Raw genomic sequence first — 23,929 nt, 5'->3', positions numbered from 1 at the left:
TCGGCGATATCGCCAAGCCGCACAGTCTTCTCATCACCGTGCCGCCCGGTTACCGGTTGACGGTCGAACGCGGTCAACTCGACCTCACCGACTTCGACGCGTTGACCGAGCAGGCCCGACAGGAGAGTCCCGCGCAGGCGGCCAGGACCCTGCGCGCGGCGCTGGCCCTGTGGCGGGGTCCCATGCTGTCCAACGTCGGCAGCGACCTGGTCCAGACGATCGCGCACGGGGTGCAGGAACGTCGCCTGCTCGCTCACGAGCAGTGCATCGAACTCGAACTCGGCGAGGGCCGCCATCAGCAACTGGTCGCCGAGTTACGCGGCCTCGTCGAGGACAGTCCCCTGCGCGAGCGCCTCCATGGCCTCCTCATGCTCGCGCTCTACCGTTCGGGACGACAGGCCGAGGCGCTCGACGTCTTCCACGCCTATCGAGTGATGCTGAGCGACACCCTCGGCCTGGTGCCGGGCGACGAGCTACGCCGACTTGAGCTGGACATACTCCACCAGAACGCAGAGCTCGACAGCGGGCCGGCGGCCGTCGGCCAGGCGCCGGTCCCGAGACAGCTCCCGCCGATGATCTCGAAGCTGTCCGGGCGCGAGGCCGAGATGCGCCGGATCGGCTCGCTGCTCGACGCGACAGGCGCGGACACCGGCTTGCCCATCGCCGCCATCGTCGGGAGGGCGGGAGTGGGCAAGACCGAGCTGGCGCTCCAAGCGGCGCACCGGCTGTCGCCCGGCTATCCGGACGGGCAGCTCTACATCGACCTGCGCGACGGCGAGCTGCAGCCGACCGATGTGCTCAGCCAGTTCCTCCGCGCTCTGGGGGTAACGGTGATACCCCGGCAACTGGAGGAGCGAGGCGCTCTGTTCCGCTCCACCGTGGCCGGCCGCCGCATGCTCCTGCTCCTCGACAGCGCGGGGTCGTTCGAGCAGATCCGGCCCCTGCTCCCCGGCGGTTCTCCCGCTGCCGTCCTGGTCACCGGCCGGCACCACCCGATCGGGCTGCCGGAACACCGGGTGCTCCGTCTCGACGTACTCGGTGACGAAGGCGCCGTCGAACTGCTCACCCAAGAGATCGGCGCCCGTCGCGTCGCGCTGGAGCCCATCCCCGTGAAAAGGCTGGCCGAGAAGTGCGGAGGGCTACCGCTCGCGCTGCGCATCGCGGGCGCGCGGCTCGCCGTACGCCCCCAGTGGACCATCCAGACCCTGGTCGACCTGCTCAGCGACTCCCGCACCATGCTGGACGTACTCAGTCATGGCGATCTTGAAGTACGGGCCAGCCTCGACGTCAGCTACCGAGGCCTGTCGCACCAGGCCCAGACGCTGTTCCGGCGGATCGGGCTGTTCGGCAGCCCGCAGATCTCCCCCTGGCTCGGCGAGGCGCTGCTCGGCGAGGACACGGCCCAGGACACGGCCCAGGACGCGTTCGACGAGTTGGTCGCGGCCTCGCTGCTGGTCCGCAGGGGCCAGAGATACGTCATGCACGACCTCCTGCGCGCGTACGCGGGTGAGAGCGCCCTCGCCGGCGACAGCGAGGAGCAGCGCCGAGCCGCGGTCGAGCGGGCCGGCAGGCGCTTCCTCTTCCTCGCCGACCGCGCGCACCAGCGCTACTACGGCGGGCATTTCACCTTGCTCCGCAGCAAGGACACGGGTGACCCGCGGGACGACGGCATCGCCGACGCGCTGTTCGGAGACGACCCGCTCGGGTGGCTGGACGAGGAGCGCACCACGCTCCTGGCGAGCGTCCGGCAGGCGGCAGCGCACGACCTCGACGAGCTGTGCTGGAACATCGCGATGACCGTCATCACCCTCTTCGAGGTCCGGGCGTACCACGACGAGTGGCGCACCGTCGCGGAGATCGCGCTCGCGTCCTGCCGAAGCGCCGCCAACACGCGCGGAGAGGGGGCCATGCTGTACTCGCTGAGCACGCTGGCCGTCTTCCAGCAGCGGTACAGCGAGGCGCAACCCCTGCTGATCCAGGCGATCGACATCTTCGAACTGATCGGCGAGGTGCATGGCATGGCGCTGGCGCTGCGCAACCTGGCGCTCGCGGAGCGGGTCATGGGTGAGGTCGACGCGGCGCTCGACAGGTACCGGCAGGCCCTGCCGCTGCTGGAAGCGGTGGGGGACAGGGCGGCCGAAGGCCACGTCCTGGTGAGCATCGCGATCATCCATCTCGAAGAGGGGCGCCTGGGTGAGGCGGAGCCGCTGCTCGACCGCGCACTGGCACTCTTCAGGGACGAGGGCGTGCAACGCGGCGAGGCCCAGGCGCTGAACCGGATCGCCGAGCTCTCCCTGCTGCGCGGCGACGCCCGGCGCGCGCTGGAGGCGTTCGAAGGAGCCTTGGTCATCGCCCGCGACATGCGCGACCGGATCGGTGAGGCGTACATCCTGCACGGGACAGGTCAGGCGCAGGCGGCCCTCGGCCGGGCCGAGCAGGCCGAACGCGCCCTGTCGCAGGCCCTGGAGATGGCGCAGGAGCTGGGCGAGCGGCACATCGAGGGGCGCACGAGGCTGTCGCTCGGCCTGCTGCTGAGCAGTCAGGGGGATCCCGGCGGGGCGGCGCACCTGGAGAAGGCGCACACGCTGTTCGCCGAGATGGGCGCCGAACGCTGGCGGGCGAAGGCGGCGGAGGCCCTCGCCCGGGCGCGCTGAGCGAGGGACGCGCTGCCGAGTCCGGAGACGGTGGCAGCGCGAGGGCGTCCGCCGCCGACCGGCCACCCCACTACTGAGCGAGACCCGTTGCCGGCACGCTCAAGTCCATCCCGGTCCAGGACATGTCACAGGTCCCGTCCTTTTTGTAGTGCTTGCACTCCTGCGCCTGTGCTGTGGCGGTGGAGCCTGTCACGATCGCCACGGTGATGCCCACACTGATCAGAATCTTCCGCACGTTGCCGCTCCTCTCAGGTCATGAGGGCGACTGTAGAGAAGGCCGCTTTTGGTTCGCTTTCGATCGCGGGCGGTCGCACCGCGCCGGTATCTGCCGACGGCAGTTCCGGTGGCAGTATCAGTGCTCTCCCTTGCCCAGGTCCGGCGGAGCCCAGCAGTCTGATGGCCATCCGCCCGGCCTCGCTGAGGAGCGTGACCCGTGTTAGCCGTGCTTCGCCGACGCGACTTCACCCTCATCTGGCTGGGGGGACTCATCTCGGAGATCGGCGACTGGCTGCTGCTGATCGCGCTGCCGGTCTACGTCTACATGCTCACGTCCTCCACGCTCACCATGGCGACGGTGTTCATCCTGGAGCTGGTCCCGGCCGTCGCCTTCGGCTCGCTGGCCGGGGTGCTGGTGGACCGGTGGGACCGGCGGGTCACGATGGTCACGGTCGCGGTGGCGCAGGGCCTGCTCCTGCTGCCGCTGCTGGCCGTGCAGCACAGCGACCAGCTGTGGATCGTGTACCTGATCGCACCGGTGCAGGCGCTGCTGGCCCAGCTCTTCGAACCGGCCAGAAGCGCCGCGCTGCCGGCCCTGGTCCCCGACGGCGAGCTCGTGGCGGCCAACGGTCTCATGGGGCTCGGCGCCAACGTCGCCCGACTGGTCGGCAGCTCCCTGGGCGGCCTGGCCGTCGCCTCCGGCGGTCTCACGACGGTGGTGATCGGTGACACGGTCACCTATCTGCTCGCGGCCCTGATCATCGCCATCGCCCGGCTCCCCGCGCGGGGAGCCGGGCACGCCTCCGGAGCCGAGCGGCCGACACTGTTCCGGGCCTGGTACGAAGGCATGGTGTTCATGATCGGCCGGCGTGACGTCCGCAACCTCCTGCTGAGTGTGGCGGCCGGTTCGATCGCCCAGGGGATGTTCCTGGTGCTGTTCGTCGTCTTCGTCTCGGACGTCCTGCACGGTGACAGCACGGACGTGGGAGTGCTGCGCGGTGTGCAGGCCATCGGGGGCATCATCGGTGGTTTCGTCGTCGCCTGGCTCGGTGCGCGGGTCAGTCACCGTAGCCTCATCGCCGGGGGAGCCCTGGCGATCGGCCTGCTCTCGCTGGCCATCTGGAACAGCTCCTCCCTCACCCACGCCATAGCGGTGTACGGGTTCCTGTTCGTCCTTGCGGGAATCCCCGGGATCGCCAACTCCACCGGAGTCTTCGCGCTTCTCCAGCAGTTCGTCCCCCACCTATATCTGGGCCGCGTCATGGCGGCCTTCCTCACGGTGTTCGGCGGCTTCCAGGCTCTCGGCATGCTGGTGGCCGGGCTGGCCGGCGGCCTCGTCGACACCGTCGTCCTGCTGGATCTTCAGGCCGGCTGCTACCTCGTCGCCGCGGTGCTCGCATATGTCGGCCTGCGCGGAACGCCAGGTGGTGGTGCTGGAACGTCCCCCGGCGACGCCCGAGCGACCCCCGTGGGCACCTGAGAGAGCCACCTCCTGCGGGATCGCGTTTCGCCGCCGGCGGGTGCCGCGTGCCGTCCTCCCGGGCGGGAGCCCGCCGCAGGCGCCTTCGCCCACCTCACCCCGTGAATCGACCAGGCAGGGAGCATCGAATGATCAAGTCAGTGGTGATCGTCGGCGGCGGAACCGCCGGATGGATGACCGCCACCTATCTCAAGGCCGCCTTCGGCGAGCGGGTGGACGTGACGCTCGTGGAATCGGCGCGCGTGGCCACGATCGGCGTGGGCGAGGCCACCTTCAGCACCGTACGCCACTTCTTCGACTATCTCGGGCTCGACGAGCGGGACTGGATGCCGGCGTGCTCGGGCTCGTACAAGCTGGGCATCAGGTTCCAGGATTGGCGGGCGCCCGGTCACCACTTCTACCACCCGTTCGAGCGCATGCGGGTGGCCGACGGGTTCAACCTGGCCGAGTGGTGGCTCAAGGAAGGCGACCACAGCCGGACGTTCGACCTCGACTGCTTCGTCACCCCCTACCTGTGCGAGGCGCGCCGCTCACCCAGGACCCTGGACGGCTCGCTGTTCGCGGCCTCCCTTGACGGCTCGCTCGGCCGCTCCACCCTGGATGAGCAGCGGGCGCAGTTCCCGTACGCCTATCACTTCGACGCCGCCCTGCTGGCCTCCTTCCTGACGGACTACGGCGTGGCCCGCGGCGTCAAGCACGTCGTGGACGACGTGGTCGCGGTCGGCCAGGACGAGCGCGGCTGGATCAGCCACGTCACCACACAGGGACAGGGCAAGGTGGCCGGCGACCTGTTCGTGGACTGCACGGGGTTCCGCGGGTTACTGATCAACAAGACGCTGGGGGAGCGGTTCGACTCCTTCGAGGATGTGCTGCCCAACAACCGGGCCGTCGCGCTGCGCGTGCCTCGCGATCCCGGACGGGAGGAGATGGACCCGTACACGACCGCGCACGCGATGGCGGCGGGCTGGATCTGGACCATCCCCCTGTACGGCCGCAACGGCAACGGCTACGTCTACTCCGACGCGTACTGCACGCCGGAGGAGGCCGAGCGGACGCTGAGACAGCACGTGGCGCCCGGCAAGGACGACCTGGAGGCCAACCACATCCGGATGCGGATCGGCCGCAACCACCGCTCCTGGGTGAACAACTGCGTGGCCATCGGCCTGTCCAGCGCCTTCGTCGAGCCGCTGGAGTCCACCGGGATCTTCTTCATCCAGCAGGCGATCGAGCAACTCGTCAAGCACTTCCCTGACGAACGATGGGACCCGGTGCTCGCCGACGCCTACAACCGCCGCGTCGCGCACGTCGTGGACGGGGTCAAGGAGTTCCTGGTCCTGCACTACCGGGCGGCGGCACGCAACGACACGCCGTACTGGAAGGAGGCCAAGGCCCGCGAGCTGCCCGAGGGGCTGGCCGAGCGGTTGCGGCTGGCCTCGTCGGTGCTGCTCGATGATCACGACATCTACCCGCACTACCACGGGTTCGAGACCTACTCGTGGATCACGATGCTGCTGGGGCTCGGCTGGCAGCCTGAGCGGCCCAGACCCGCGCTGGCGCACCTGGACCCGGCCAGGGCCCGCGCCGAGCTGGCGGCGGTGCGGCGCGACGCCCGGCGGCTCGTCGACGGGCTGCCCACGGTCAGGGAGTACCTCGTCTCCCTCAACGAGAAGGAACGGTGACGTGGGGATCGCCGGCACCCGGCCGGTGACCGGGGCGGAGTACCGCGCGCTGATGAGCGCGTTCCCGACCGGAGTGGCGGTGATCACCGCGGTGGACGCGGCCGACCGGCCGCACGGCATGACCTGTACCTCGCTGACCAGCGTGACCGTTTCCCCGCCGATCCTGCTGGCCTGCCTGGACGTGCGCAGCGGGACACTGGGCGCCGTGCTGGGCAGCGGCGCGTTCGCGGTCAACCTGCTGCGCGCCGGCAGCCGGCGCACCGCTGAGGTGTTCGCCTCGGCCGCGCCGGACCGGTTCGACCGGGCGGTGTGGCGGCCGTCGCGGCTGCTCGGCGTGCCGTGGCTGCCCGCCGACTCCTTCGCCATGGCCGAGTGCGCCGTCCGGGAGACGGTCGACATGGGCGATCACGTGATCGTGATCGGCGCCGTCCTGGGCATCGACCAGGAGCGGGACGTGCCGCTGCTGTACGGGCTGCGCGGCTTCGCACCCTGGCCGGGGGAGACGGCTCTGTGACGCGCCGTCGGAGAGGCCGGACGTCATGACCTTCGCACCCGACCCGATCGCCCGCTTCCTGCTGGCCGTGGCCGTCATCGTGCTGCTCAGCAACCTGGCGGGCGCGCTGCTGAGCCGGTTGCGGCAGCCGCCCATCATCGGGGAGATCCTCGGCGGACTGCTGCTGGGCCCGTCGGTGCTCGGCGCCGTCTGGCCCGCGGGACAGGCGTGGATCCTGCCCGAGCACGTGCTGACGACGCTGGATCTGGCGGCCCAGCTCGGGCTGGTGACGTTCATGTTCCTGCTGGGCTGCGAGCTGAGGCTGAGCACGGTACGGGCGAGACAGCGGGCGATCGCCTCCGTGGTGACGTTGAGCATGGGACTGCCGTTCGCGGCAGGTACGGGCATCGCCCTGCTGAGCGGCGACATGATGCGCGGCCCGGCAGGGGACGGGATCGCCGCACCGCTGTTCTTCGGGCTGGCCCTGTCGATCACCGCGCTGCCGGTCCTCGCCCGCATCCTGCTGGACCTCGGCCTGCGCGAGGGCGTCGGCGTCCTCGCGCTGGCCTGCGCGGCCGTGGGCGACGTGATCATGTGGGGGGCGCTCACGGCGCTGTTCGCGGTGCTCGCCGTCACCGGTGCCGGGCACGCGCTGCTCACCCTCGGACTGGCCGCGCTGTTGCCGGCCGTGGCCGTGCTCGTCGTGCGCCCGGTCCTCGCCGCGCTCGTGCGCCGGGCCGGGACCGAGGACAGGTTCGTGCTCCCAGTGCTGGTCACCGGGGCCCTCGTCTTCGCCGCCGCCGGCCAGCTGGCCGGGCTGCATCCGCTGATCGGCGCGTTCCTGTTCGGCACCGTCGTGCCCAGGGAATCGGCGGTGATCGAGCGGATCGGGCACCAGTTGCAGGGGTTCACGCTGATGGTGCTGCTCCCGCTGTTCTTCGCGGGTGTGGGTCTGCGTACATCCGTCGGGTTGATCAGCGGGTCGGCGGCGCACTGGCTGCTGTTCGGCGCGGTCCTGACGATCGCCGTCGCCACCAAGCTGCTCGGTGGGTACGGCGGGGCCCGCCTCGGTGGCCTGCCCCGCCAGGACGCGCTGCGGATGGGCGTGCTGATGAACTGCCGGGGCGTCACCGAGCTGGTCGTCGCCGCGATCGGCTACCAGTATCACCTGATCAACGAGCTGGGCCTGACCGTGCTCACGCTGGTGGCGCTGATCACCACGGCGGCCACCGCGCCCGCCATGCGGCTGCTCCAGGCCCGATCGATGACGCCGTCCCGGGCCGGCCGGTAAGGATTTCGCTGTCCCGCCGACCGCGCGGGTGATCAGCCGCGGATGCGGACCCCGGCCGAAGCCAAGGCGGCGACGAGAAGCGCCAGCAGGGGGAGCAGGAGCAACGTGAGCACGGCTTCCGCCGAGTGTTCGGTCGCCGCCCAGCCGTTCAGGAGGAGACCTGCCGCGGCGCTGCCCGCCAGCGAGCCGCACTGGAGCACGGTGCCGAGCAGCCCCGAAGCGGCGCCGGCCACGTCCGGCGTGACCCGGCGCAGCGCGATGCCGGTCAGCGGGGTGAAGAGCATCGAATTGCCCGCGCCGACCACCACCATCGACGCGACGATGCCGCCCCACACCACCCCGTCGTGCAGGGACGGCGTCAGCGACGCCATTCCGACGGCCGACAGGGTGAGCCCGGCCACGAGCAGCCTCCTGGGGTCGATGCGGTCCGACAGCCGGCCGACGAAGGGAGCCAGGAGCATCGAGGTGAGCGAGGCGGGCGCGATGAGGGCGCCGGTTTCGAGCGGAGTCAGCTTGAGCCCGTCCTGGAGGACGAAGGACAGGATGAGCGTGAAGCTCAGGACGCTCATGGAGACGGACGCGCCTGCCAGCGTCATGAGCGAGTAACCGCGATCACGGAGGAGCACGAACGGTATCAGCGGCTCGGCGTGCTGCTTTCCGCTCTGCTGATACACGAAGCCGCCCATGAGGACGATCGCACCGCAGGAGATCGCCAGGCTCCAGCCGTCCCAGCCATGGGCGCTGCCCCGCGTCACGGCCAGCACCGCGCAGAACAGGGCGGGCGACAGGAGCACGACGCCCATCGGATCCAGCCTGCGGACCTTCCCGGAGCGGAGATCGGGGATGAGCGCCAGGGCGAGGAGCAGGAGGGACAGGCCGATGGGGACGTTGATGAAGAAGACCGCCCGCCAGTCGTACGCGTGGACCAGCAGCCCCCCTATCACCGGCCCCGCGACCGCGGCGCCCGCTCCGGCGGATCCCCTGATGCCCAAGGCGGTACCGCGTCGCTCAGCGGGAAAGACCGCCGTGATCAGCGCCAGGACCTGCGGCAGAAGGAGCGCCGCGCCCAGCCCCTGGAACGCGCGCGCCCCGATGAGCTGCCAAGGGCTGTGCGCGAGGCCGCACATCAGACTGAAGAAGGTGAACACCGCGAGCCCGCAGACGAACACGCGTTTCTGGCCCAGCACGTCACCCAGACGGCCGGTGGTGATGAGGCTGACGGTTACCGTCAGCACATAGGCGTTCACCGCCCACAGCCCTTCCGTCACCGTGGCGTCCAGGTCTTCGACGATGCTGGGGAGCGCGACCACGAGGACCGTCAGGTCCAGCTGCGCCATGAAGTAGCCGCCCACGAGCAGCGAGAGAATCGCCCGTGGGTCGCCTTTCAGGTGGCTCAGCGGGCCTTTCCCGGCGCTGACGGCTCGCGGGCTCATCCGGCCGTGGCTCTCACCCAGACGGCCGCAGGCACCTTGTTGGTTCTGTCCACACGATGGAGCCGCGGCACCCGCTCTATCGCGATCGCCTGAGGGTGCTGTCGCACCACGGTCCTGAAGCGTGGGAACTGTCTCATCAGGGCCGCTTCCAGGAGCGTGCCGCTCGCCGTTCCGACGTACTTCACGGTGACGGCGCTCACCGCCACCCGGGCATCGCTCGTGCCGGCCAGCTCCAGTTGGGCCTCCCGTACTCCTCGCACCTGGCGGACGACGTCCAGGACCTCCCCGATGCCGAAGGTCGCCCCGTGGAACTTGACCGCGTCATCGGCCCGCCCGAGCACCCGCAACCCGTCCGGACGACCGCAGCGGCACTCGGCGGGGGCGAGGCGATCACCCAGCCGGTAGCGCATCACCGGGGCCGTCCAGCCGGACCCGGTCCGGGTCAGCAGCGCGCCCCCATCGTCCGGCTCGACGAGCTGATCCGGCATCAGATGCAGGGTGGCCAGGTCACAGTCAGGGGTGTTCGTCGCGATCACGTAGGTCTCCACCGAGCCGTAGTTGCCCCAGAACCGGGCCTGCGGGAACGCCTCACGAACGAGATCCACGTCGCTCGGGTTCCATGGCTCCGCCATCCAGATGACGGTGGTGATCGGCAGACTCGTCGCCGTGTCGAGCACGCCGCGGGCGAAATCCGCCAGGCCCGTCGGCGTACCGGCGACCGCGTTGACGCCGACCCGCGCGAAGGTGCGCAGCCACGGCCCCGCTTCCTGCGGGGCGATGGGCCCGTGCGGGACGACGGTGCAGTGGCTGCGCTCGGCGAGCCGGTGCATGTAGTAGTGCGAGGCCCACAGGCGCCCCGCGTTGAAGAGGTTCAGCAGGACATCCCCCCGGGCCAGGGGCCGCCACTCCTCCAGCAGCCGGTCGATGGCCTGGTGGTAGGGGACGAACGTGAGTTTGGGCTCGCCGGTCGTGCCGCCGCTCGACATGAGCATCGCGCCGTGCTCACTCGCCATCGCCCAGGTCATGTCCAGCACGTCGGCCGGCCCGGTCACGTCGCGGTCGGCCGGAAGCGCTCCGGTGCCGCTGACGCGGCTCATCGACTCGGCTGTCGCGATCCGGCCTATCACGGGAGCCGCACCGCCTTCTCGATCCAGGCGGCGTGCTCCCGTAAGTAGGCCCGGAACCTGGCTTCGACGATGCCGCGTGCGATCGCCGCCTGCTCGGGGTTCTGGCTGAATCCCACCGCGCCGTCAGGCTCGATCTCCGACAGCCAGAACCGGTCGCCGTCGACGATGAAGTCGAGCGTGAAGTACGGCAGCCGGAGCCTGTCGGCCACGTAGGCAACGGTCTCCTCCAGCTCCGGCAGCGACCGCGAATACGCCCTCTCGTGCCGCGCACCGCTGGCCTTGGTGGCCATGAGGCAGTATCCGTCCTTCGAGCCCCGGAGCACGGTGTGCGGCTTCCCGTCGACGACGAAGATCCGGCACTCCCCGACATTCTCGAAGTACGGCTGCACCACCAGGGCGGTGTCGGAGCCGCCTGCCAAGCCGATGACGCCGCGCAGGTCGTGGATGTTGTGCACGACGCTCACGCCCAGCCCCATGCCCCAGTAGGCGGGCTTGACGATCAGCGGATACGTGAGGCCGCGCAGCGCCGCGTCGTAGTGGCAGGTCGCCCCCGAGCGTCCGGTGCCCACCCTGACCGTCGGCAGCGGGGCCACCGGGCTGCCGCTCAGGAACAGCATCGTGGCGAGCTTGTCGCGCCCGATGTACGCGATCCTCGGCGGGATCGGCAGGTAGAAGCCCGCCTGTTCGAGGACGCTGTACAACGTCACCTGGCCGCAGGCGTCCTGGGTCTGGTGCGGAAGGATGTAGAAGTGGGTGACGAAGATCGTGTCCTCCGGGGTCACCCGTTCCCCGTTGAGGAAGACCCGCACGTCGCCGATCCTGGAGGCGTCGACCGCGACCTCCTCCGGCTGGTGCAGGGACATCTCCAGCCCTAGGCTCTTCGCCACCTCTTCATAGTGCCCCCAGACGTTGTCGTGCTCGAGACGCCGCTGCGTGGCCGTACCCCGATCGGGATAGATCCAGCACAGTCGGCGCGCCCGGCCGGTGCTGACGTCATCCATGTTCGCCCTGCCTTCCCGCGCTGAATTTCCGGAGTTCGCGAACGAATTTCTCGGTCTCCTCGATGAAGGGGAGATGACCGCTGTCGGCGAAGGTGACGAGCGTGGCGTCGGCCATCGCGGCCGCCATCGACGTGCCGACGTCGGTGGGGAAGATCTGGCTCTTCGCCCCATGCATCAGCAAGGTCGGCACGGTGATCTGGGTGATCCGCGGCCGCCAGTCCTGGTTCAGGGCGTCCGTCCAGAGCGCTCGTAGCGCGGCCGCCGTGCAGCGCTTCGACTCGGCGATGAGCCCGTTCAGCAGGTCCGGGTCAGGTCGCGCACCGGCCGCGAAGCAGCTGAGGACCAGGCTCTCCAGGAAGGAATCGCGCTCCGTCAGCACGCTGTGTCCCACCTCGCGCGCGCCTGGGCGGTCGAGGCCGCCGAAGGCGGCGTGCTCCCAGCCTTCCTCCGACAACAGGTAGGGCGACATCTCGATCGACACCAGCCTCGACACCCGGGCCGCGCCGAACCGGTGGAGATAGGTGTAGGCGACGCCGGCGCCCAGCGACCAGCCGACCAGCGTGATCCCGTGCAGGTCACGGCGCTCGATGAGAGTGTGCAGGTCCCCGGCCTCCTCGTCGATCGTCCAGCCCGGAGGAGCCGGAGGACCCGCCCCGTGGCCGCGTAGGTCCATGGTGACGACGTCGTGGTCGGCGCTCAGGCCGGCCACGGCCCGGTCGAAGTAGCGAGCGGTCATCCCCCAGCCGGGCACGAACACCATCGTCGCGGCGGCCACGCGCCGCGACCGCCGCGCGGGCGGCGCCAGTCGCGTGCGCAGCAGCGCCTTGTCGGGCTTCCCCACGGCGGTGTACGGAACGGCGTCCACGAGGTGGATGTCGCCTACGAGCCCGTGATGGTCCAGCCGGCTCCTGATGGCGGCGATGGCCTGCGCGTCCGGCACATCGCGGGGCCGTGCGACCACCAGGACGTTGTCGTCGTACGCGCCCGGCCGGGTGGCGAGAGTGACGGACTCGGCCAGCGAGCAGTGCGCGACCAGGTCCGCGTCCAGCACGGGGGTGCAGACGGGACCGTGCGAGGAGCGCAGCGTCTCCGACGTCCGGCCGAGGATCCGGTAGCGGCCATCGCCGTCACGGCGGGCGATGTCGCCGGTCCAGTACTCTCCGTCGCGAAAAGTGCGCGCGTGGGCGTCGGGATCGTTCAGGTAACCCTCGCTCGTCCAGGGTGAACGCAGCACCAACTCCCCGATGTCGGCGACGCCCGTGGACAGCGGCGCCAGCCGGGCGACGACTCCGGGCACCAGGGGCATGACCCCCTCGTCCTGGACGAGGTCGTCCAGCTCGACGGCCGCCAGGCCGAATTCGGTCGAGCCGTAAAGCTGACGGAGGCGCAGGCCGAGGACGTCGGCGCAGTCGCGGACGACCGCCGGGCTGAGATAGGTCCCACCGCAGAACGGCAGCCGCAGCCGCGTCAGATCGGGGCATGCGCCGGCGCGGGCCGCCTGGACGAACTGCTCATAGTGGCGAGGCAGGGCGCTCGTCACGGTGGCTCCGCTGGCGGCGAGATGCGTGAGGAGCTCGGCCGGGCTCGACTCGACATCGGCCAGCACCAGCTCCGCGCCCGAGAGCAGGGCCGCGAACAGGTGCAGGTCGGTGGCGTGGGCGACGTCCAGCGTGTGCCGGCAGAAGAACACGTCGGTATCGCGCGGTCCGGTGTGCGAGATCCAGCGCCGCCGCTCGGCCAGGAGCTTGTCCTGCCGCCAGGACATGAGCTTGGGGAATCCCGTCGAGCCCGAGGTCCACAGATATCGGAACACTCCCGGAGAAAGGGCGCGAGGCTCCCCGTACGGCAGTGGATCGGCGGCCGAGAGCTCGTCCAGGCCCACGTGGCGGATGTCGGCGCGGAGTTCGGGCCTGCTCCCGTCCACCACCAGGAGAGTGGCCCGGGTGAGGGCGAGAGCGGTGCTGACGTCGCCCTGGCCGAACTCGCGGATCATCGGCACGTAGGAAGCGCCGATCCGGGCCGTCGCCAGAATGAGCGCCACGTAGCCGGGAGTGTTGCCCAGCGACGTGGCGATGGTGTGCCCTTCTCGTACACCCGCCCGCCGCAGGCCTGCCGCGATTCTGCCCACGAGGGCGAGCAGGCTCGCGTAGTCGATGACGTCACCGTCGGCCGTCCGGACCGCGCACCTGTCCGGCCGCGCCGACGCCGCTGACTGAAAGGCGTCGTAGAGCACGGTCACTCCCGGGCCCAGCCGGCGTACGTGGCGAAGCGCCAGTCCTTGACCAGGCAGTCGACCTGATCGAATCCGGCCTGCCGCAGCCAGCGGAGCTGGGTTTCCAGGTCGGCGCAGATGTCGTGCTTCATGCGTTCGCGCCCTGCGGCCCACTCGTCCGGCGGAGTCTCGGAGGCGACGACATGACGTTCGTGCTGAGCGTCGTACAGCGACTCCAGCAACGGGAAGGGGGCGAGAATCTGCTCGACGTTGACGAAGACGCCTCCGGGCCGGAGCACGTTCCTGATCCGCCGGAAGAGGCGCTGCTTCTCCTCATGTGCGAGGTGGTGAATCGCCAAGCCTGACACGACGGCCTCGAAGGGGCCGCCCTCCAGCGGCTCGGTCAGATCGGCGACGCGCAGCGTGACGAGGCCGTCCCCGGCGAAGCGGGCTCGGGCCTGGTCGAGCATCTTGTCGGAATGGTCGACGAGGGTCAGTCGCGCCCGCGGCAAGCGCCGCCGGACGGTGGCACTGAGCAGCCCGGTGCCGGCGCCGAGATCCAGGATGCCGGCATCGGGTGCCACCCCGGCGGCGACCACTTCGGCCGCGCCGGCGTACAGCAGGTCGAAGGAGGGGATGAGCTGCCTGCGTAACGCGTCGTAGGTCTCCGGGTTCCAGAGCTCTGGGTGTGGTGTGGTCCTGGTCATGTGATCTCCCTACCGTTCGCACATGAACTGATAGTGGTCACCGTCCGCAGGCGATATCCGCACGTTCCGCGCGAACCGCCGCCATCCTGCCGCTTCGCATCACGCGACGGGCAGCTTCGGGTCTGCGACCGGGGCGGCGGTGCGCGACGGAGGGCCTGCCCGGCGACGGGGGGTCACCTCGCTGCCGCCGACGTGACTTGTGTGCCGGTTCGGCGTACCCGACTGTTGGGGCATGAAGAACTTGCGTGTCCTTGTCGCCGTGCTGCTGTTGGCCGTTCTGAATGGCTGCGGTGTGGTGCGGATGCAGGGAGCCGGGCCGTCGGCGTCGCCATCGGCCTTACTTCCTTGCCCGGAGGCCGCCGAGTCGCCGATGCCCAGCCCTTGCGTGACGATGCCCTCCTGGGAGCAGAAGCACGCGGACAACGAGGCATACCGCCGGCGCACCACGCTCTCTCCGGAGACGGCTGCGCAGGCTGAGCCGTTGGCCGAGGCCCTGCGGGGCAGATTCGCCGACCTGCGCGAACGGGACCTGCACGGCGAGGCGCACGTCGGCAAGGCGGTCCGGGCGGTCGCCCCGCCGGGCACGAACGTCGTCATCGAGGCGGGAGGCGCTCGCTCCGCCGTGGTGTTCGCGATCGAATTGCCGGGAGGATGCCTGACCGGCTTCTACGACGACCGTGAGTCGAAGGTGGAGGTGGGGGGCTACATCAACGACGGTGGCTGCCTGACGGCCCCCGGTCACTAAGAAGAGGGGCGCCCTGCGGCCACCCGTCGGCTGGATCGACGACGGGTGGCCGGGGGACTCGGCCTAGCGGCGGCCGGAGAGGTCGAGCCGGTCGAGGTTGAGGAAGTTCGAGCCCATCTCAAGCCGGATCGTGTTGTACCCCCGCGCCAGGGTGACGCCCTTGAGCACGGCCGTGTTCCACGCGCCCCAGCCGCTGGTGGAGGGGAACGGCTGGTCGGCGGCGACCTGGGTGCCGTTCACGAGGATGCGGCGGGTGGCGTCGCCCGCGCCGGCGGCGTAGCGGAAACGCAGCTCGTGCGCCCCGGCGGAGGCCACGTTGACATGGAACGTGAGCGTCTGGCCTGAGGTGTTCCAGCCGGCGAGGTAGCCGCGGCCGCTGAAGCCGGCCTGGCTGCTCTCGCTGTCGATACCGGCCGGCCGCGCGTTCTCGGCCTCGTAGACGCCGTCCTCCGGCTGGAGCCCCGTGTTGCCGTCCGGCTGGACGATCTGGAGCGTGCTGACGGCGGCGGCCGCGGTCAGGCTCTGCAGGTACGTGCTGGGCGCCGGCGCCGACCAGTCGGGGCCCACGAGGTTGTCGGACGTGCGGCGGTGCCGCCACGCCTGGGTGGCGTTGCGCTGCAGGAACGGCAGGTACTGGCGCTGGCCGTGGTCGGTGACGAGCGTGTTGAGCGCGCGGACCAGCCGGGCCTTGAAGCCGCCGCCGTCGTCGACGCCCTCGTGCATCATCGTGCCGCCGTTGGTCAGGTAGGTGGTGGCCCAGTCGGCCGCTCCCCGGGCGTCGGCCAGGTAGGAGGCGGTGCCGGTGGCCTTGTGGAGCGCGGCGGCGGCGCTGATGTAGGTCCCGAAGTTATAGCTGAAGTCCCATTTGACGAGGGTCCCGGAGCCGGAGCCCTCCAGGTGGTCGTAGACGTGCCCGGACTCCTGGAGGTTCGCCTTGATCCAGGCGAACAGGCTCTGCGCCCGGGTCAGGTAGCTCGCGTCGCCGGTGGCGGCGTACAGCTTGGTGGCGGTGAGCACGGCCGGGGCGTTGGTGGCGACGTTCTTCTGGTCGCGCACGTTCCTGCGCCACCAGATGCCGCCGCCGAACGTGGAGTCCTGCTCGGCCCAGATGCGGTCGAACAGCGACCGCGACCGGTTCAGGTACTTGGCGTCGTCGGTGATCTCGTACGCCCGCGCGGTGGCCAGCGCCCACCAGCCCAGGTCGTCGTTGAAGTTGTTCTCGAACGTCGGGTAGTAGGCGACGAACCCGGCGTAGACGTCGTCGATCATCTTGCGGTGGGCGGCGCTGCCGGTGCGCTCGTAGGCGTCCATCACCAGCTCCCACAGCTGAGCCTCCCACCAGAAGTCGGTGTACAGGCCGTCCTCGGGGCCGTGCGCGTGCTCGGGATGGATCCGCCGGTCGCTGTTGGCGTAGAAGTACTTCTTCGCCGGGTCCCAGAAGGTCGCGATAAAGGCCGACATGGCCGCGTCGGCGTCGGCGGGGACGGTGGCGTGGGCCGGCTGGACAGGTTGGACGAGGGCTGCCGATAACAGAACACTGGCAGCCGCGAAGCGTAATTTCATCTGAACTCCCCCTAGTTGAGATTGTTGTCCTTCAGCACTCGGTCGCCCTGCTGCTGCGCCTGGGTGAGGACCTGCTGTGCGGTGGCTTTGCCCTCCAGGAAGAGCTGGAGGTTCGGGATGACGGCTTCCTCCTCCATCGGCGGGTAGCCGGCGCAGGTGGGACGGATCTTGGCGAACTGCAGCGTGTCCAGGATCGGCTTCCAGGCCGGGTCACCGGAGAAGAACGGATCCTGCGCGGCCTGTACGTTGCCGGGGATGTTCAGGCTGGTCTTGGCCCACAACATGGCGTTGTCCTTCTCGGCCGTCCACCACTTGACGAACTCCCAGGCCGCGTCCTTCTGCTTGGCGGCGCTCGGGATCACCAGGCCGAAGCCGCCCATGACGCTGGCCTTGTCGCCCTGCGGCCCGCTCGGCGGCGGCACGATGCCGAAGTCGAGGTCCTTGCCGTACTTCTTGTACGTGGTGATGTTCCAGGGCCCGGTGAGGATCATGGAGACCTTGCCGGTGGCGAACGCGTCGGTGCCCTCGCCGAGGCCCTTCTCGAAGCCGCTCTGGTAGACGCCCGCCTTGGCCATCCGGTTCCACAGTTCGAGCGCCTGCAGACCCTGCGGGCTGTTGAAGGCGGTGCGCGAGCAGTCGTCGGTGACCATCTGGCCGCCGGCCTGGCGCAGGTACATGCTGAACAGGCCGGTGTCGTCCATGGACAGGCCGGCGCGGACGAGCTTGCCGCCCGCGCGCTCGGTCAGCTTCACCGCGGCCTGCTCCAGCTCGGCCCAGGTGCGCGGCGGCTCGACGCCGGCCTTCTTGAGGTGGGCCTTGTTGTAGAACAGGGCGCGGGCGTCGACCGTGAGCGGCAGGCCGTACAACTTGCCGCCGTGCGTGAGCTCGCGCACGGCCTCGCCGTAGAAGCGGTCCGGCGGGATGCCGTCCTTCTTGAGCAGGTCGTCGAGCGGGTACAGCACGTTCTTGGGGGCGTAGCTCGCGGTGCGCCAGCGGTCCCAGAACATGACGTCGGGGGCCTGGCCGGAGGTGGAGGCGGTCAGGAACTTGGTGAGCATGTCCTCTTGGACGACGTACTCGACCTGGATCTTGGGGTGGGTCTTGTTGAAGGCCGCGGTCATCGTCCTGAACTGCTGTTCGCCCTCTCCCGACCAGTCACCCCAGAACTTCAGCCGTACGACCCCGTCCGAGGACGAGGAGGGGGAACCGGAGGAGGCGCACCCGGTGGTGATCACCGTGACGGCGAGGGCGGCGATCGCCAGCCGCCTGGTCAGGGTCGCGTGCATCGGCGGCTCATTCCTTTCGTGAAAGACAGGTCACTGGATGCCGGAGCCGGTGAAGGCCAGACCCCGGGTGAGATAGCGCTGCGCGAAGGCGAACAGCAGCAGGGTGGGCGCCATGGCGACGATGGATCCGGCCATGAGCGGCCCGTAGTCGGTCTGCCGGTTGAAGGAGAAGGCGGCCAGGCTCATCTGGATGGTGCTCATGTCAGGGTCGTTGAGCACGATCAGCGGCCAGAGGAAGCCGTTCCAGCCCGCGACGAAGGTGAACACCGCGAGCGTGGCCAGGGCGGGACGGCACAGGGGCAGGTAGATCTTCCAGAAGATGCGGAACTCGGGGCATCCGTCCACCCGGGCCGCCTCGCCGAGGTCCTTCGGCAGGGCGAGGAAGAACTGCCGCATCATGAACACCGCGAACGCGCCGACCGCGCCCGGCAGGATGACCGCCCAGTACGTGTTCAGCAGCCCGACGCCGCCCTGCCCGGCGAGGTCGTTGCCGCCGACCAGCGGCATGCTGCGGACGATGATGAACGACGGCACCAGCGTCACCACGGCCGGCACCATCATCGACGCCAGCAGCAGCCGGAACAGCACCCGGCTGCCCCGGAACGGCAGCCGCGCGAAGGCGTAGCCGGCCAGCGCCCCGAGCAGCAGGTTGGTGACCACCCCGGCCACGGCCAGCAGCATCGAGTTGGCGAAGTGCCGGGCGAACGGCACGGCGGTGAACGCCGACCAGTAGTGCTCGAAGGTGATCGAGCTCGGCAGCCACTTGATCGGCAGCGCGATGATCTCGTCGTCGGGCTTGAGCGACGTGCTGAGCGACCACAGGAACGGCAGCAGCATGAACAGTCCCACGACGGTGAGCACGCCGTAGAACAGGACGACCCTGATCCGCCTGGTCATGTCTCGTCACTCCGGTTGATCCGCATGTTGATCACTGTGACCGCCACGATGATGAGGAACAGCGTGAACGCCTGCGCCGAGGCGTAGCCCATCTGCAGCCGGTTGAAGGCCGTCTCGTAGATCTGGTAGACGGGCGTCAGCGTCGAGTTGCCCGGACCGCCCTTGGTCATCACGTACGCCTGGTCGAAGAGCTGGAAGGCGCCGATCAGCGACAGGGTCGTGACGAACAGCGTCGTCAGCCGCAGCTGCGGCCAGGTGACGTGGACGAATGCGGCCCAGCGGCCGGCCCCGTCCAGGGCGGCGGCCTCGTACAGGTGGGCAGGGATGTTCTGCAGGCCGGCGAGGTAGATCAGCATGTTGGAGCCGACCCCCTGCCACAGTGTGACCAGCACGATCGACACCATGGCCGTGCTGCTGTCGCCCACCCACGCCGGGCCCGGGATGCCGAAGAAGCCGAGGATCTCGTTGATCGGCCCGTAGTGGCTGTTGAGCATCCAGGTCCACACGGTCGCGGCGGCCACCGGCGAGGTCACCACGGGGATGTAGTAGAGGGTTCGGAAGACGCCCATCGCCGGGCGCCGGCTGTTGAGCGCCGTCGCCAGGAGCAGCGAGGCGGCGATCATCACGGGCACGAACATCGCGCAGTACAGCAGGATGTTCTGCAGCGTGACGAAGAAGGTGGTGTCCTCCAGCAGCCTGGCGTAGTTCTCCAGGCCGGTCCACGTCGGCGGCGTGAACACGTCGTAGGAGGTGAAGCTCAGGCCGAGGGCGCCGATCACGGGCAGCACGGTGAAGATGACGAACAGCACCATCGCCGGCGTGGCGAACAGCACCCCGGCCCGCGCCTGGTGCCGGGTCAACCGGGAGCGCGGTGGCCGGGCGTGGCCGGGTGAGGCCCGGCCGACCGCGGGCGGGCCGGCGAGCGTCTGGGTCATGTCAACGCCACCTCCATGGCGAACTGCGCGTACAGGCTGTTGGCCCAGCCGAACCAGGGGCGGGTGAAGACACCGGGGTCGTCGGGGTCGAAACTCTCGTGGATGTATCCGGTGCCGGCGGTGGTGGCGGTGAGCATGTTCAGCAACTCGGCGCGCTCGGCCGGGTCGGTGGCGGTGAGGCCCTGCACGGCCAGCGAGATCGGCCAGATCTGGCCGGGCTCGGTGTGCGGGCTCCCCACGCCGCGGGCGTGCTTGCCTGAGCTGTAGTACGGGTTGCCGGGGCTGAGCACGAGGGCCCGGGTGCTCTGGTACGTCGGGTCCGTGGCCGGGCGGTATCCCAGGTAGGGGAGGGACAGCAGGCTGGGGATGTTCGCGTCGTCCGCGAGGAGGTGGTTGCCGAGCCCGTCGGTCTCGTACGCGTAGACGGGGCCGTGGTCGGGGTGGTCGACGATCGCGTACCTCGTGATGCCGTCCTCGATCTCGGCGCGCAGCGCGGTGGCGTCGTCGGCCAGGGCCGTGTCCGCGTAGAAGTCGCGGGCGAAGTCGGCCACGTGCCCGAGCACGACGACCGCGAACATGTTGGCCGGGACCAGGAAGCCGTAGGTGCAGGCGTCGTCGCTGGGCCGGAACGCCGAGCGGACCATGCCGGTGTACCCGCAGTCCGGGCCGCGCCCCTCGTTGACGAGCGTGTCCGTGGGCTGCTGGGGGTCCGGGCGGACGAAGCTGTAGGGCGAGGACTCGGGGTGCTGCTCGGCCCGCATGGTCGCGACGGCGGCGGCGAGCATGCGGTGCACGGCCTCGTCGAACACCTCGGTGTCGCCGGTGGCCGTCCAGTAGAGGTGCAGCAGCCGGAGCGGGTGGCACAGGGAGTCCAGCTCCCACTTGCGCTCCCAGACCCAGGGCGTGAGCCGGGTGTGGTCGTCCTGGTGGCCCTGGCCGTCGGGGCTCTCGTTGAACGCGTTGGCGTACGGGTCCAGGGCGACGTAGCGGGCGTGGCGGCGGATCACTCCGCGGACCATGGCCCGCAGGTCGTCGTCGGCGGCCGCGTGCCGTACGTACGGCTCGATCTGGGCCGCCGAGTCGCGCAGCCACATGGCCGGGATGTCGCCGGTCAGCACGAACGTGGTCCCGTCCGGCAGCCGTTTGACCGTGGTCTCCAGCGTGTTGAGGAAGCACTGCCGGAACATCGCGGCAGCCTCGGGGAACCGGGGCGCCAGGAGCGTTCGTACCTGGTCGGCCACGTCGTGCAGCACTGTGGGGACGGCGTTCACGCGTTTCCCTTCGTGAGGTGCGCGAGATGTCATCTGAGGGAAACGTAGGAATCAAGTTGGCATAAGTCAATATGTTTTGGCTTGCAATCTATAAGATGATATATATCTTGGTGTGGTGACATACCAAGTTGTGAAGGGGAAGAGTGGCTGAGAGAGGCCCGCTTCTGTACGAGCGGATCATCGATTACCTCCTGGACGAGCTCCGGCGCGGAGCGCTGTCTCCCGGCGCCCGCGTCCCCTCGGAGATGGAGCTGGCCGAGCGGTTCGAGGTCAGCCGGATCACCTCGAAGAAGGCGCTGGAGCTCCTCCGGCAGGCCGGCGTCGTGCATCGGATCCGCGGCAAGGGCTCGTTCGTGGCCGCGGAGCTCCCCGACCTCGACGCCCTGACGGTCTCCCCGGCCCGCGCGGCGGCGGTGGAGGGCGAGCGGGTGCCCGGGGCGATCGCGATGATCTATCCGGACGCGTCCGAGGCGTACGGGCTGGAGCTGCTCTGCGCGGTGGAGGAGCGCTGCGCCGAGCGCGGCATCAATCTGGTGATCAAGCGGACCCGCGGCAGCCAGGAAGAGGAGGAGAAGGCCATCGGGTCGATGGTCGACGCCGGGCTCGCCGAGGGCCTGATCGTGTTCCCCGTGCACGGCGAGTACTACAACGCCGGCCTGCTCCGCATCATCCTCGACGGCTATCCGCTGGTCCTCGTGGATCGCTATCTCGCCGGGATCCAGGTGTGCGCCGTGCACACCGACAACGTGGCCGCCGCGCGTGCGCTGACCGAGCGCCTGCTCGACCAGGGACACCGGCACATCGCGTTCGTGTCTCCCCCTCCGGAGAACACCTCCAGCATCGAGGAGCGGCTGGAGGGCTTCCGCGCCGCCTTCGTCGCGCGCGGCCAGTCCCTGGACCACACGCACCAGCTGACCGACCTGTCCAGCACGCTGCCGGGCGCGTTCACCCCGGACAACGTGCAGGCCGACGTCGAGCGGATCCACGCCTTCCAGGCCCGCAGGCCCGAGGTCACCGCGTTCGTGGTGTGCGAGTACAACCTGGCGCGGGTGATGGGCCGGGCCGTCTCCGGGGCGGAGCCGCGGCCGCTGATCGCCTGCTTCGACTCGCCCCTCGACCCGGTCTCCGGACCGGGCTTCCTGCACGTGCGACAGGACCAGCGGGAGATGGGCCGGCAGGCCGTGGACCTGCTGCTCGCCCAGATGCGCGGCGAGCCGGTGCCGCGGCGCACCATCGTCCCCTTCTCCATCGTCGAACCCGAGACCAGCTGACCCACGGAGGACCCTTGTCGCAGCCCGACCTCTGGAACGACCGCGCCGACCTGGCTCAGCGCAGCCTCGACCACTACTTCGCCGCCCCCGGCGACCAGCTCTTCGACAACTGGCACCCGCTGGAGCCCGGCGACAACGACGTCTTCAACTACTGGTGGCTCGCGCACGCCATGGACGTGCGGATCGACGCGTACCGGCGGACCGCGGACCCGGCCCGGCTCGACCAGGCCGCGGCGATCCTGGCGGGCATCCGCCGGCGCAACGACGGCGCGCTCTTCAACGACTACTTCGACGACATGCTCTGGCTCGCGCTGGCGACCCTGCGCCTGGCCGAGGCCACCGGCTCCGCCGACCTGCGCCGCGACGTCACCGCGATCTGGCAGCACGTGCTCGACCACGGCTGGAACGACCACGAGGGCGGCGGCATCGCCTGGCGCGTCCAGCAGCCGTACTACAAGAACACCCCGGCGAACGCCCCGTTCGTCATCCTGTCGGCCCGGCTGCACCGGGACACCGGCGACCCTCGCTACCTGGAGTGGGCGGTCCGGGTGATGGACTGGCTGGAGGGCGCCCTGGTGCGGCCGGACGGGTTCGTGGAGGACGGCGTCAACCGCCAGGAGGACCACGGCATCGACGTGGACTGGCGCTTCACGTACAACCAGGGCTTGTACGTCGGCGCGTGCGTCGAGCTCGCCGACGCCCTCGACCGGGACGCGTACCTGTCGCGGGCCGCGCGCACCGCCCGGACGGCCGTCGCCGAGCTGAGCTCGGACGGCGTCTTCTCCCGCGAGGGGGACGGCGGCGACGAAGGACTGTTCAAGGGCATCTACTACCGGTACGCCCACCGCCTGGTCGAGGTCCAGGACGTGCCCGAGATCCGGGATTTCCTGGTGGACAGCACCGAGCGGCTGTGGAGCTCGTGCCCGCGCGACGGCCTGCTGCTGGCGAGCCAGGACTGGAACCACCCGCCGGGGCCGAAGGTCTCCCTGTCCGCGCAGCTCAGCGCGGTGATGGCGACCGAGGTGTGCGCGGCTCTCGCGACGTCGCCACCGCTCGCCACCGGCGAACGGTGACCTCTGCCGGCGAACGGTGACCTCCACCGGCGACCGCGGACATGTGCCCGGCGCCGGCGGGGCGGTCATCGCTCGTTGATGGTCTGGTCGCGTCCGGCCTGATGGACGCGGCCCGACCCCGTGGCCTCCGCCCGCATCCGCACGTTCGTCGCGTGATCGCCGGTCGAGGCGATCCCGCTGTTGTCACCTCCGATCGAGATCGAACGCTCCCCGGAGGCCGGGACCGCCGCGCCGAACCTCGCCACCAGCACCCGCAGCTCGGCTTCGGCGGCGGGATCGTCCTCCAGCAGATCGCTCAGCCGCAGCCGCCACGCCGCCTCCTGCTCGACCCGGGCCCGCTCCGGCTCCCGGCTGGTCGCGCCGGCCAGTTCCTGCCGTGAGCGCTCCAACCGCCGCTCGGCGACCTCCTGCCGCTCCGGCCCGCCGCGCCCCAGCAGCCGGGCGAACCCCTGCTTGGCCGACGTCCACGCATCGGTGCTCATCGCCGACACGAGCGCCGTGCCCCCGGCCGCCGCCAGCGCTGCCAATGCCTCGCTCAACATCCCCGCCCCCTTGGCCCTGTGCCGGGCTGATCACTTGGACAACCGATCGATCA

Annotated in this window: 20 protein-coding genes; 8 read left to right on the top strand and 12 right to left on the bottom strand. The window is 70.0% G+C overall.

Features of this window, described 5'->3' with window-relative positions; all coding sequences use genetic code 11:
• The first annotated feature begins 56 nt into the window (after window positions 1-56).
• On the top strand, window positions 57-2,654 hold the full coding sequence (locus OHA68_RS01560) for an ATP-binding protein (protein WP_327106009.1): 2,598 nt from the start codon (window positions 57-59) through the stop codon (window positions 2,652-2,654).
• Window positions 2,655-2,724: 70 nt separating this feature from the next.
• Here OHA68_RS01560 and OHA68_RS01555 read toward each other — a convergent pair whose 3' ends face one another.
• Window positions 2,725-2,889 carry a hypothetical protein gene (locus OHA68_RS01555; protein ID WP_327106008.1) on the bottom strand — a complete coding sequence of 55 codons (165 nt, stop codon included), beginning with the start codon at window positions 2,887-2,889 and terminating at the stop codon, window positions 2,725-2,727.
• Window positions 2,890-3,087: 198 nt separating this feature from the next.
• Between OHA68_RS01555 and OHA68_RS01550 the strand changes: the two genes are divergently transcribed.
• The 4 genes from OHA68_RS01550 to OHA68_RS01535 all read left to right on the top strand — a co-directional run bounded on the left by OHA68_RS01550 (window position 3,088) and on the right by OHA68_RS01535 (window position 7,813).
• Window positions 3,088-4,350 (top strand): MFS transporter, encoded by a 1,263-nt coding sequence (locus OHA68_RS01550; RefSeq protein WP_327106007.1) that lies wholly within the window; start codon window positions 3,088-3,090, stop codon window positions 4,348-4,350.
• A gap of 128 nt (window positions 4,351-4,478) precedes the next feature.
• The gene (locus OHA68_RS01545) at window positions 4,479-6,029 is read left to right on the top strand and encodes a tryptophan halogenase family protein (protein ID WP_327106006.1); all 1,551 of its coding nucleotides are present in this window, start codon (window positions 4,479-4,481) and stop codon (window positions 6,027-6,029) included.
• Between the two features lies 1 nt (window position 6,030).
• The gene (locus tag OHA68_RS01540; protein ID WP_327106005.1) at window positions 6,031-6,543 is read left to right on the top strand and encodes a flavin reductase family protein; all 513 of its coding nucleotides are present in this window, start codon (window positions 6,031-6,033) and stop codon (window positions 6,541-6,543) included.
• Window positions 6,544-6,568: 25 nt separating this feature from the next.
• Complete coding sequence (locus OHA68_RS01535) at window positions 6,569-7,813, top strand: cation:proton antiporter domain-containing protein (RefSeq protein ID WP_327106004.1); 1,245 nt, start codon at window positions 6,569-6,571, stop codon at window positions 7,811-7,813.
• A 32-nt stretch (window positions 7,814-7,845) separates the two neighbouring features.
• Here OHA68_RS01535 and OHA68_RS01530 read toward each other — a convergent pair whose 3' ends face one another.
• Genes OHA68_RS01530 through OHA68_RS01510 form a run of 5 tightly spaced genes read right to left on the bottom strand, consistent with a single transcriptional unit; the run spans window position 7,846 to window position 14,293 of the window.
• A complete protein-coding gene (locus OHA68_RS01530; protein ID WP_327106003.1) occupies window positions 7,846-9,246 on the bottom strand; it encodes an MFS transporter in 1,401 nt (466 codons plus the stop codon).
• Window positions 9,243-10,343 (bottom strand): AMP-binding protein, encoded by a 1,101-nt coding sequence (locus OHA68_RS01525; RefSeq protein WP_327106002.1) that lies wholly within the window; start codon window positions 10,341-10,343, stop codon window positions 9,243-9,245. Before OHA68_RS01525 ends, OHA68_RS01530 begins: the two co-directional genes overlap by 4 nt.
• 26 nt (window positions 10,344-10,369) lie before the next feature.
• Complete coding sequence (locus OHA68_RS01520) at window positions 10,370-11,374, bottom strand: ATP-grasp domain-containing protein (protein WP_327106001.1); 1,005 nt, start codon at window positions 11,372-11,374, stop codon at window positions 10,370-10,372.
• Window positions 11,367-13,607, bottom strand: a complete 2,241-nt coding sequence (locus OHA68_RS01515; RefSeq protein WP_327106000.1) for an alpha/beta fold hydrolase — start codon at window positions 13,605-13,607, stop codon at window positions 11,367-11,369. The genes OHA68_RS01520 and OHA68_RS01515 overlap by 8 nt, the downstream gene beginning before the upstream one ends.
• A 2-nt stretch (window positions 13,608-13,609) precedes the next feature.
• A complete protein-coding gene (locus tag OHA68_RS01510; RefSeq protein WP_327105999.1) occupies window positions 13,610-14,293 on the bottom strand; it encodes a class I SAM-dependent methyltransferase in 684 nt (227 codons plus the stop codon).
• A gap of 232 nt (window positions 14,294-14,525) precedes the next feature.
• On the opposite strand from OHA68_RS01510, the gene OHA68_RS01505 reads away from it, so the two are divergent.
• Entirely contained in the window at window positions 14,526-15,038 is a 513-nt protein-coding gene (locus OHA68_RS01505) for a hypothetical protein (RefSeq protein ID WP_327105998.1), read from the top strand.
• Between the two features lie 63 nt (window positions 15,039-15,101).
• On the opposite strand, the gene OHA68_RS01500 is transcribed toward OHA68_RS01505, so the two are convergent.
• From OHA68_RS01500 to OHA68_RS01480, 5 genes are read right to left on the bottom strand one after another with little or no spacing between them, the layout of a single operon-like run.
• Window positions 15,102-16,601, bottom strand: coding sequence for a glycoside hydrolase family 76 protein (locus OHA68_RS01500; RefSeq protein ID WP_327105997.1), 1,500 nt, complete (start codon window positions 16,599-16,601; stop codon window positions 15,102-15,104).
• Window positions 16,602-16,612: 11 nt separating this feature from the next.
• Entirely contained in the window at window positions 16,613-17,887 is a 1,275-nt protein-coding gene (locus tag OHA68_RS01495) for an ABC transporter substrate-binding protein (RefSeq protein WP_327105996.1), read from the bottom strand.
• A 30-nt stretch (window positions 17,888-17,917) separates the two neighbouring features.
• Window positions 17,918-18,784, bottom strand: coding sequence for a carbohydrate ABC transporter permease (locus tag OHA68_RS01490; protein ID WP_327105995.1), 867 nt, complete (start codon window positions 18,782-18,784; stop codon window positions 17,918-17,920).
• Entirely contained in the window at window positions 18,781-19,719 is a 939-nt protein-coding gene (locus tag OHA68_RS01485; RefSeq protein WP_327105994.1) for a carbohydrate ABC transporter permease, read from the bottom strand. The genes OHA68_RS01490 and OHA68_RS01485 overlap by 4 nt, the downstream gene beginning before the upstream one ends.
• Entirely contained in the window at window positions 19,716-20,990 is a 1,275-nt protein-coding gene (locus OHA68_RS01480) for a glycoside hydrolase family 125 protein (protein WP_327105993.1), read from the bottom strand. The genes OHA68_RS01485 and OHA68_RS01480 overlap by 4 nt, the downstream gene beginning before the upstream one ends.
• Window positions 20,991-21,133: 143 nt before the next feature.
• On the opposite strand from OHA68_RS01480, the gene OHA68_RS01475 reads away from it, so the two are divergent.
• Together OHA68_RS01475 and OHA68_RS01470 are read left to right on the top strand one after the other, a co-directional pair.
• Window positions 21,134-22,261, top strand: a complete 1,128-nt coding sequence (locus tag OHA68_RS01475; RefSeq protein ID WP_327105992.1) for a GntR family transcriptional regulator — start codon at window positions 21,134-21,136, stop codon at window positions 22,259-22,261.
• A 14-nt stretch (window positions 22,262-22,275) separates the two neighbouring features.
• On the top strand, window positions 22,276-23,334 hold the full coding sequence (locus OHA68_RS01470) for a glycoside hydrolase family 76 protein (protein WP_327105991.1): 1,059 nt from the start codon (window positions 22,276-22,278) through the stop codon (window positions 23,332-23,334).
• A gap of 65 nt (window positions 23,335-23,399) precedes the next feature.
• On the opposite strand, the gene OHA68_RS01465 is transcribed toward OHA68_RS01470, so the two are convergent.
• Window positions 23,400-23,876 carry a hypothetical protein gene (locus OHA68_RS01465; RefSeq protein WP_327105990.1) on the bottom strand — a complete coding sequence of 159 codons (477 nt, stop codon included), beginning with the start codon at window positions 23,874-23,876 and terminating at the stop codon, window positions 23,400-23,402.
• Window positions 23,877-23,929 lie beyond the last annotated feature (53 nt).

It is taken from the genome of Nonomuraea glycinis, assembly GCF_035920485.1.
Taxonomy (GTDB): Bacteria; Actinomycetota; Actinomycetes; order Streptosporangiales; family Streptosporangiaceae; genus Nonomuraea; species Nonomuraea glycinis.
This window is presented reverse-complemented; position numbering and strand designations above follow the sequence as displayed.

Coding starts and splice junctions, on each gene's coding strand:
- OHA68_RS01545 (WP_327106006.1), top strand. CDS start 4,479: ATGATCAAGTCAGTGGTGATCGTCGGCGGCGGAACCGCCGGATGGATG.
- OHA68_RS01535 (WP_327106004.1), top strand. CDS start 6,569: ATGACCTTCGCACCCGACCCGATCGCCCGCTTCCTGCTGGCCGTGGCC.
- OHA68_RS01530 (WP_327106003.1), bottom strand. CDS start 9,246: ATGAGCCCGCGAGCCGTCAGCGCCGGGAAAGGCCCGCTGAGCCACCTG.
- OHA68_RS01525 (WP_327106002.1), bottom strand. CDS start 10,343: ATGAGCCGCGTCAGCGGCACCGGAGCGCTTCCGGCCGACCGCGACGTG.
- OHA68_RS01520 (WP_327106001.1), bottom strand. CDS start 11,374: ATGGATGACGTCAGCACCGGCCGGGCGCGCCGACTGTGCTGGATCTAT.
- OHA68_RS01510 (WP_327105999.1), bottom strand. CDS start 14,293: ATGACCAGGACCACACCACACCCAGAGCTCTGGAACCCGGAGACCTAC.
- OHA68_RS01505 (WP_327105998.1), top strand. CDS start 14,526: ATGAAGAACTTGCGTGTCCTTGTCGCCGTGCTGCTGTTGGCCGTTCTG.
- OHA68_RS01500 (WP_327105997.1), bottom strand. CDS start 16,601: ATGAAATTACGCTTCGCGGCTGCCAGTGTTCTGTTATCGGCAGCCCTC.
- OHA68_RS01495 (WP_327105996.1), bottom strand. CDS start 17,887: ATGCACGCGACCCTGACCAGGCGGCTGGCGATCGCCGCCCTCGCCGTC.
- OHA68_RS01490 (WP_327105995.1), bottom strand. CDS start 18,784: ATGACCAGGCGGATCAGGGTCGTCCTGTTCTACGGCGTGCTCACCGTC.
- OHA68_RS01485 (WP_327105994.1), bottom strand. CDS start 19,719: ATGACCCAGACGCTCGCCGGCCCGCCCGCGGTCGGCCGGGCCTCACCC.
- OHA68_RS01465 (WP_327105990.1), bottom strand. CDS start 23,876: ATGTTGAGCGAGGCATTGGCAGCGCTGGCGGCGGCCGGGGGCACGGCG.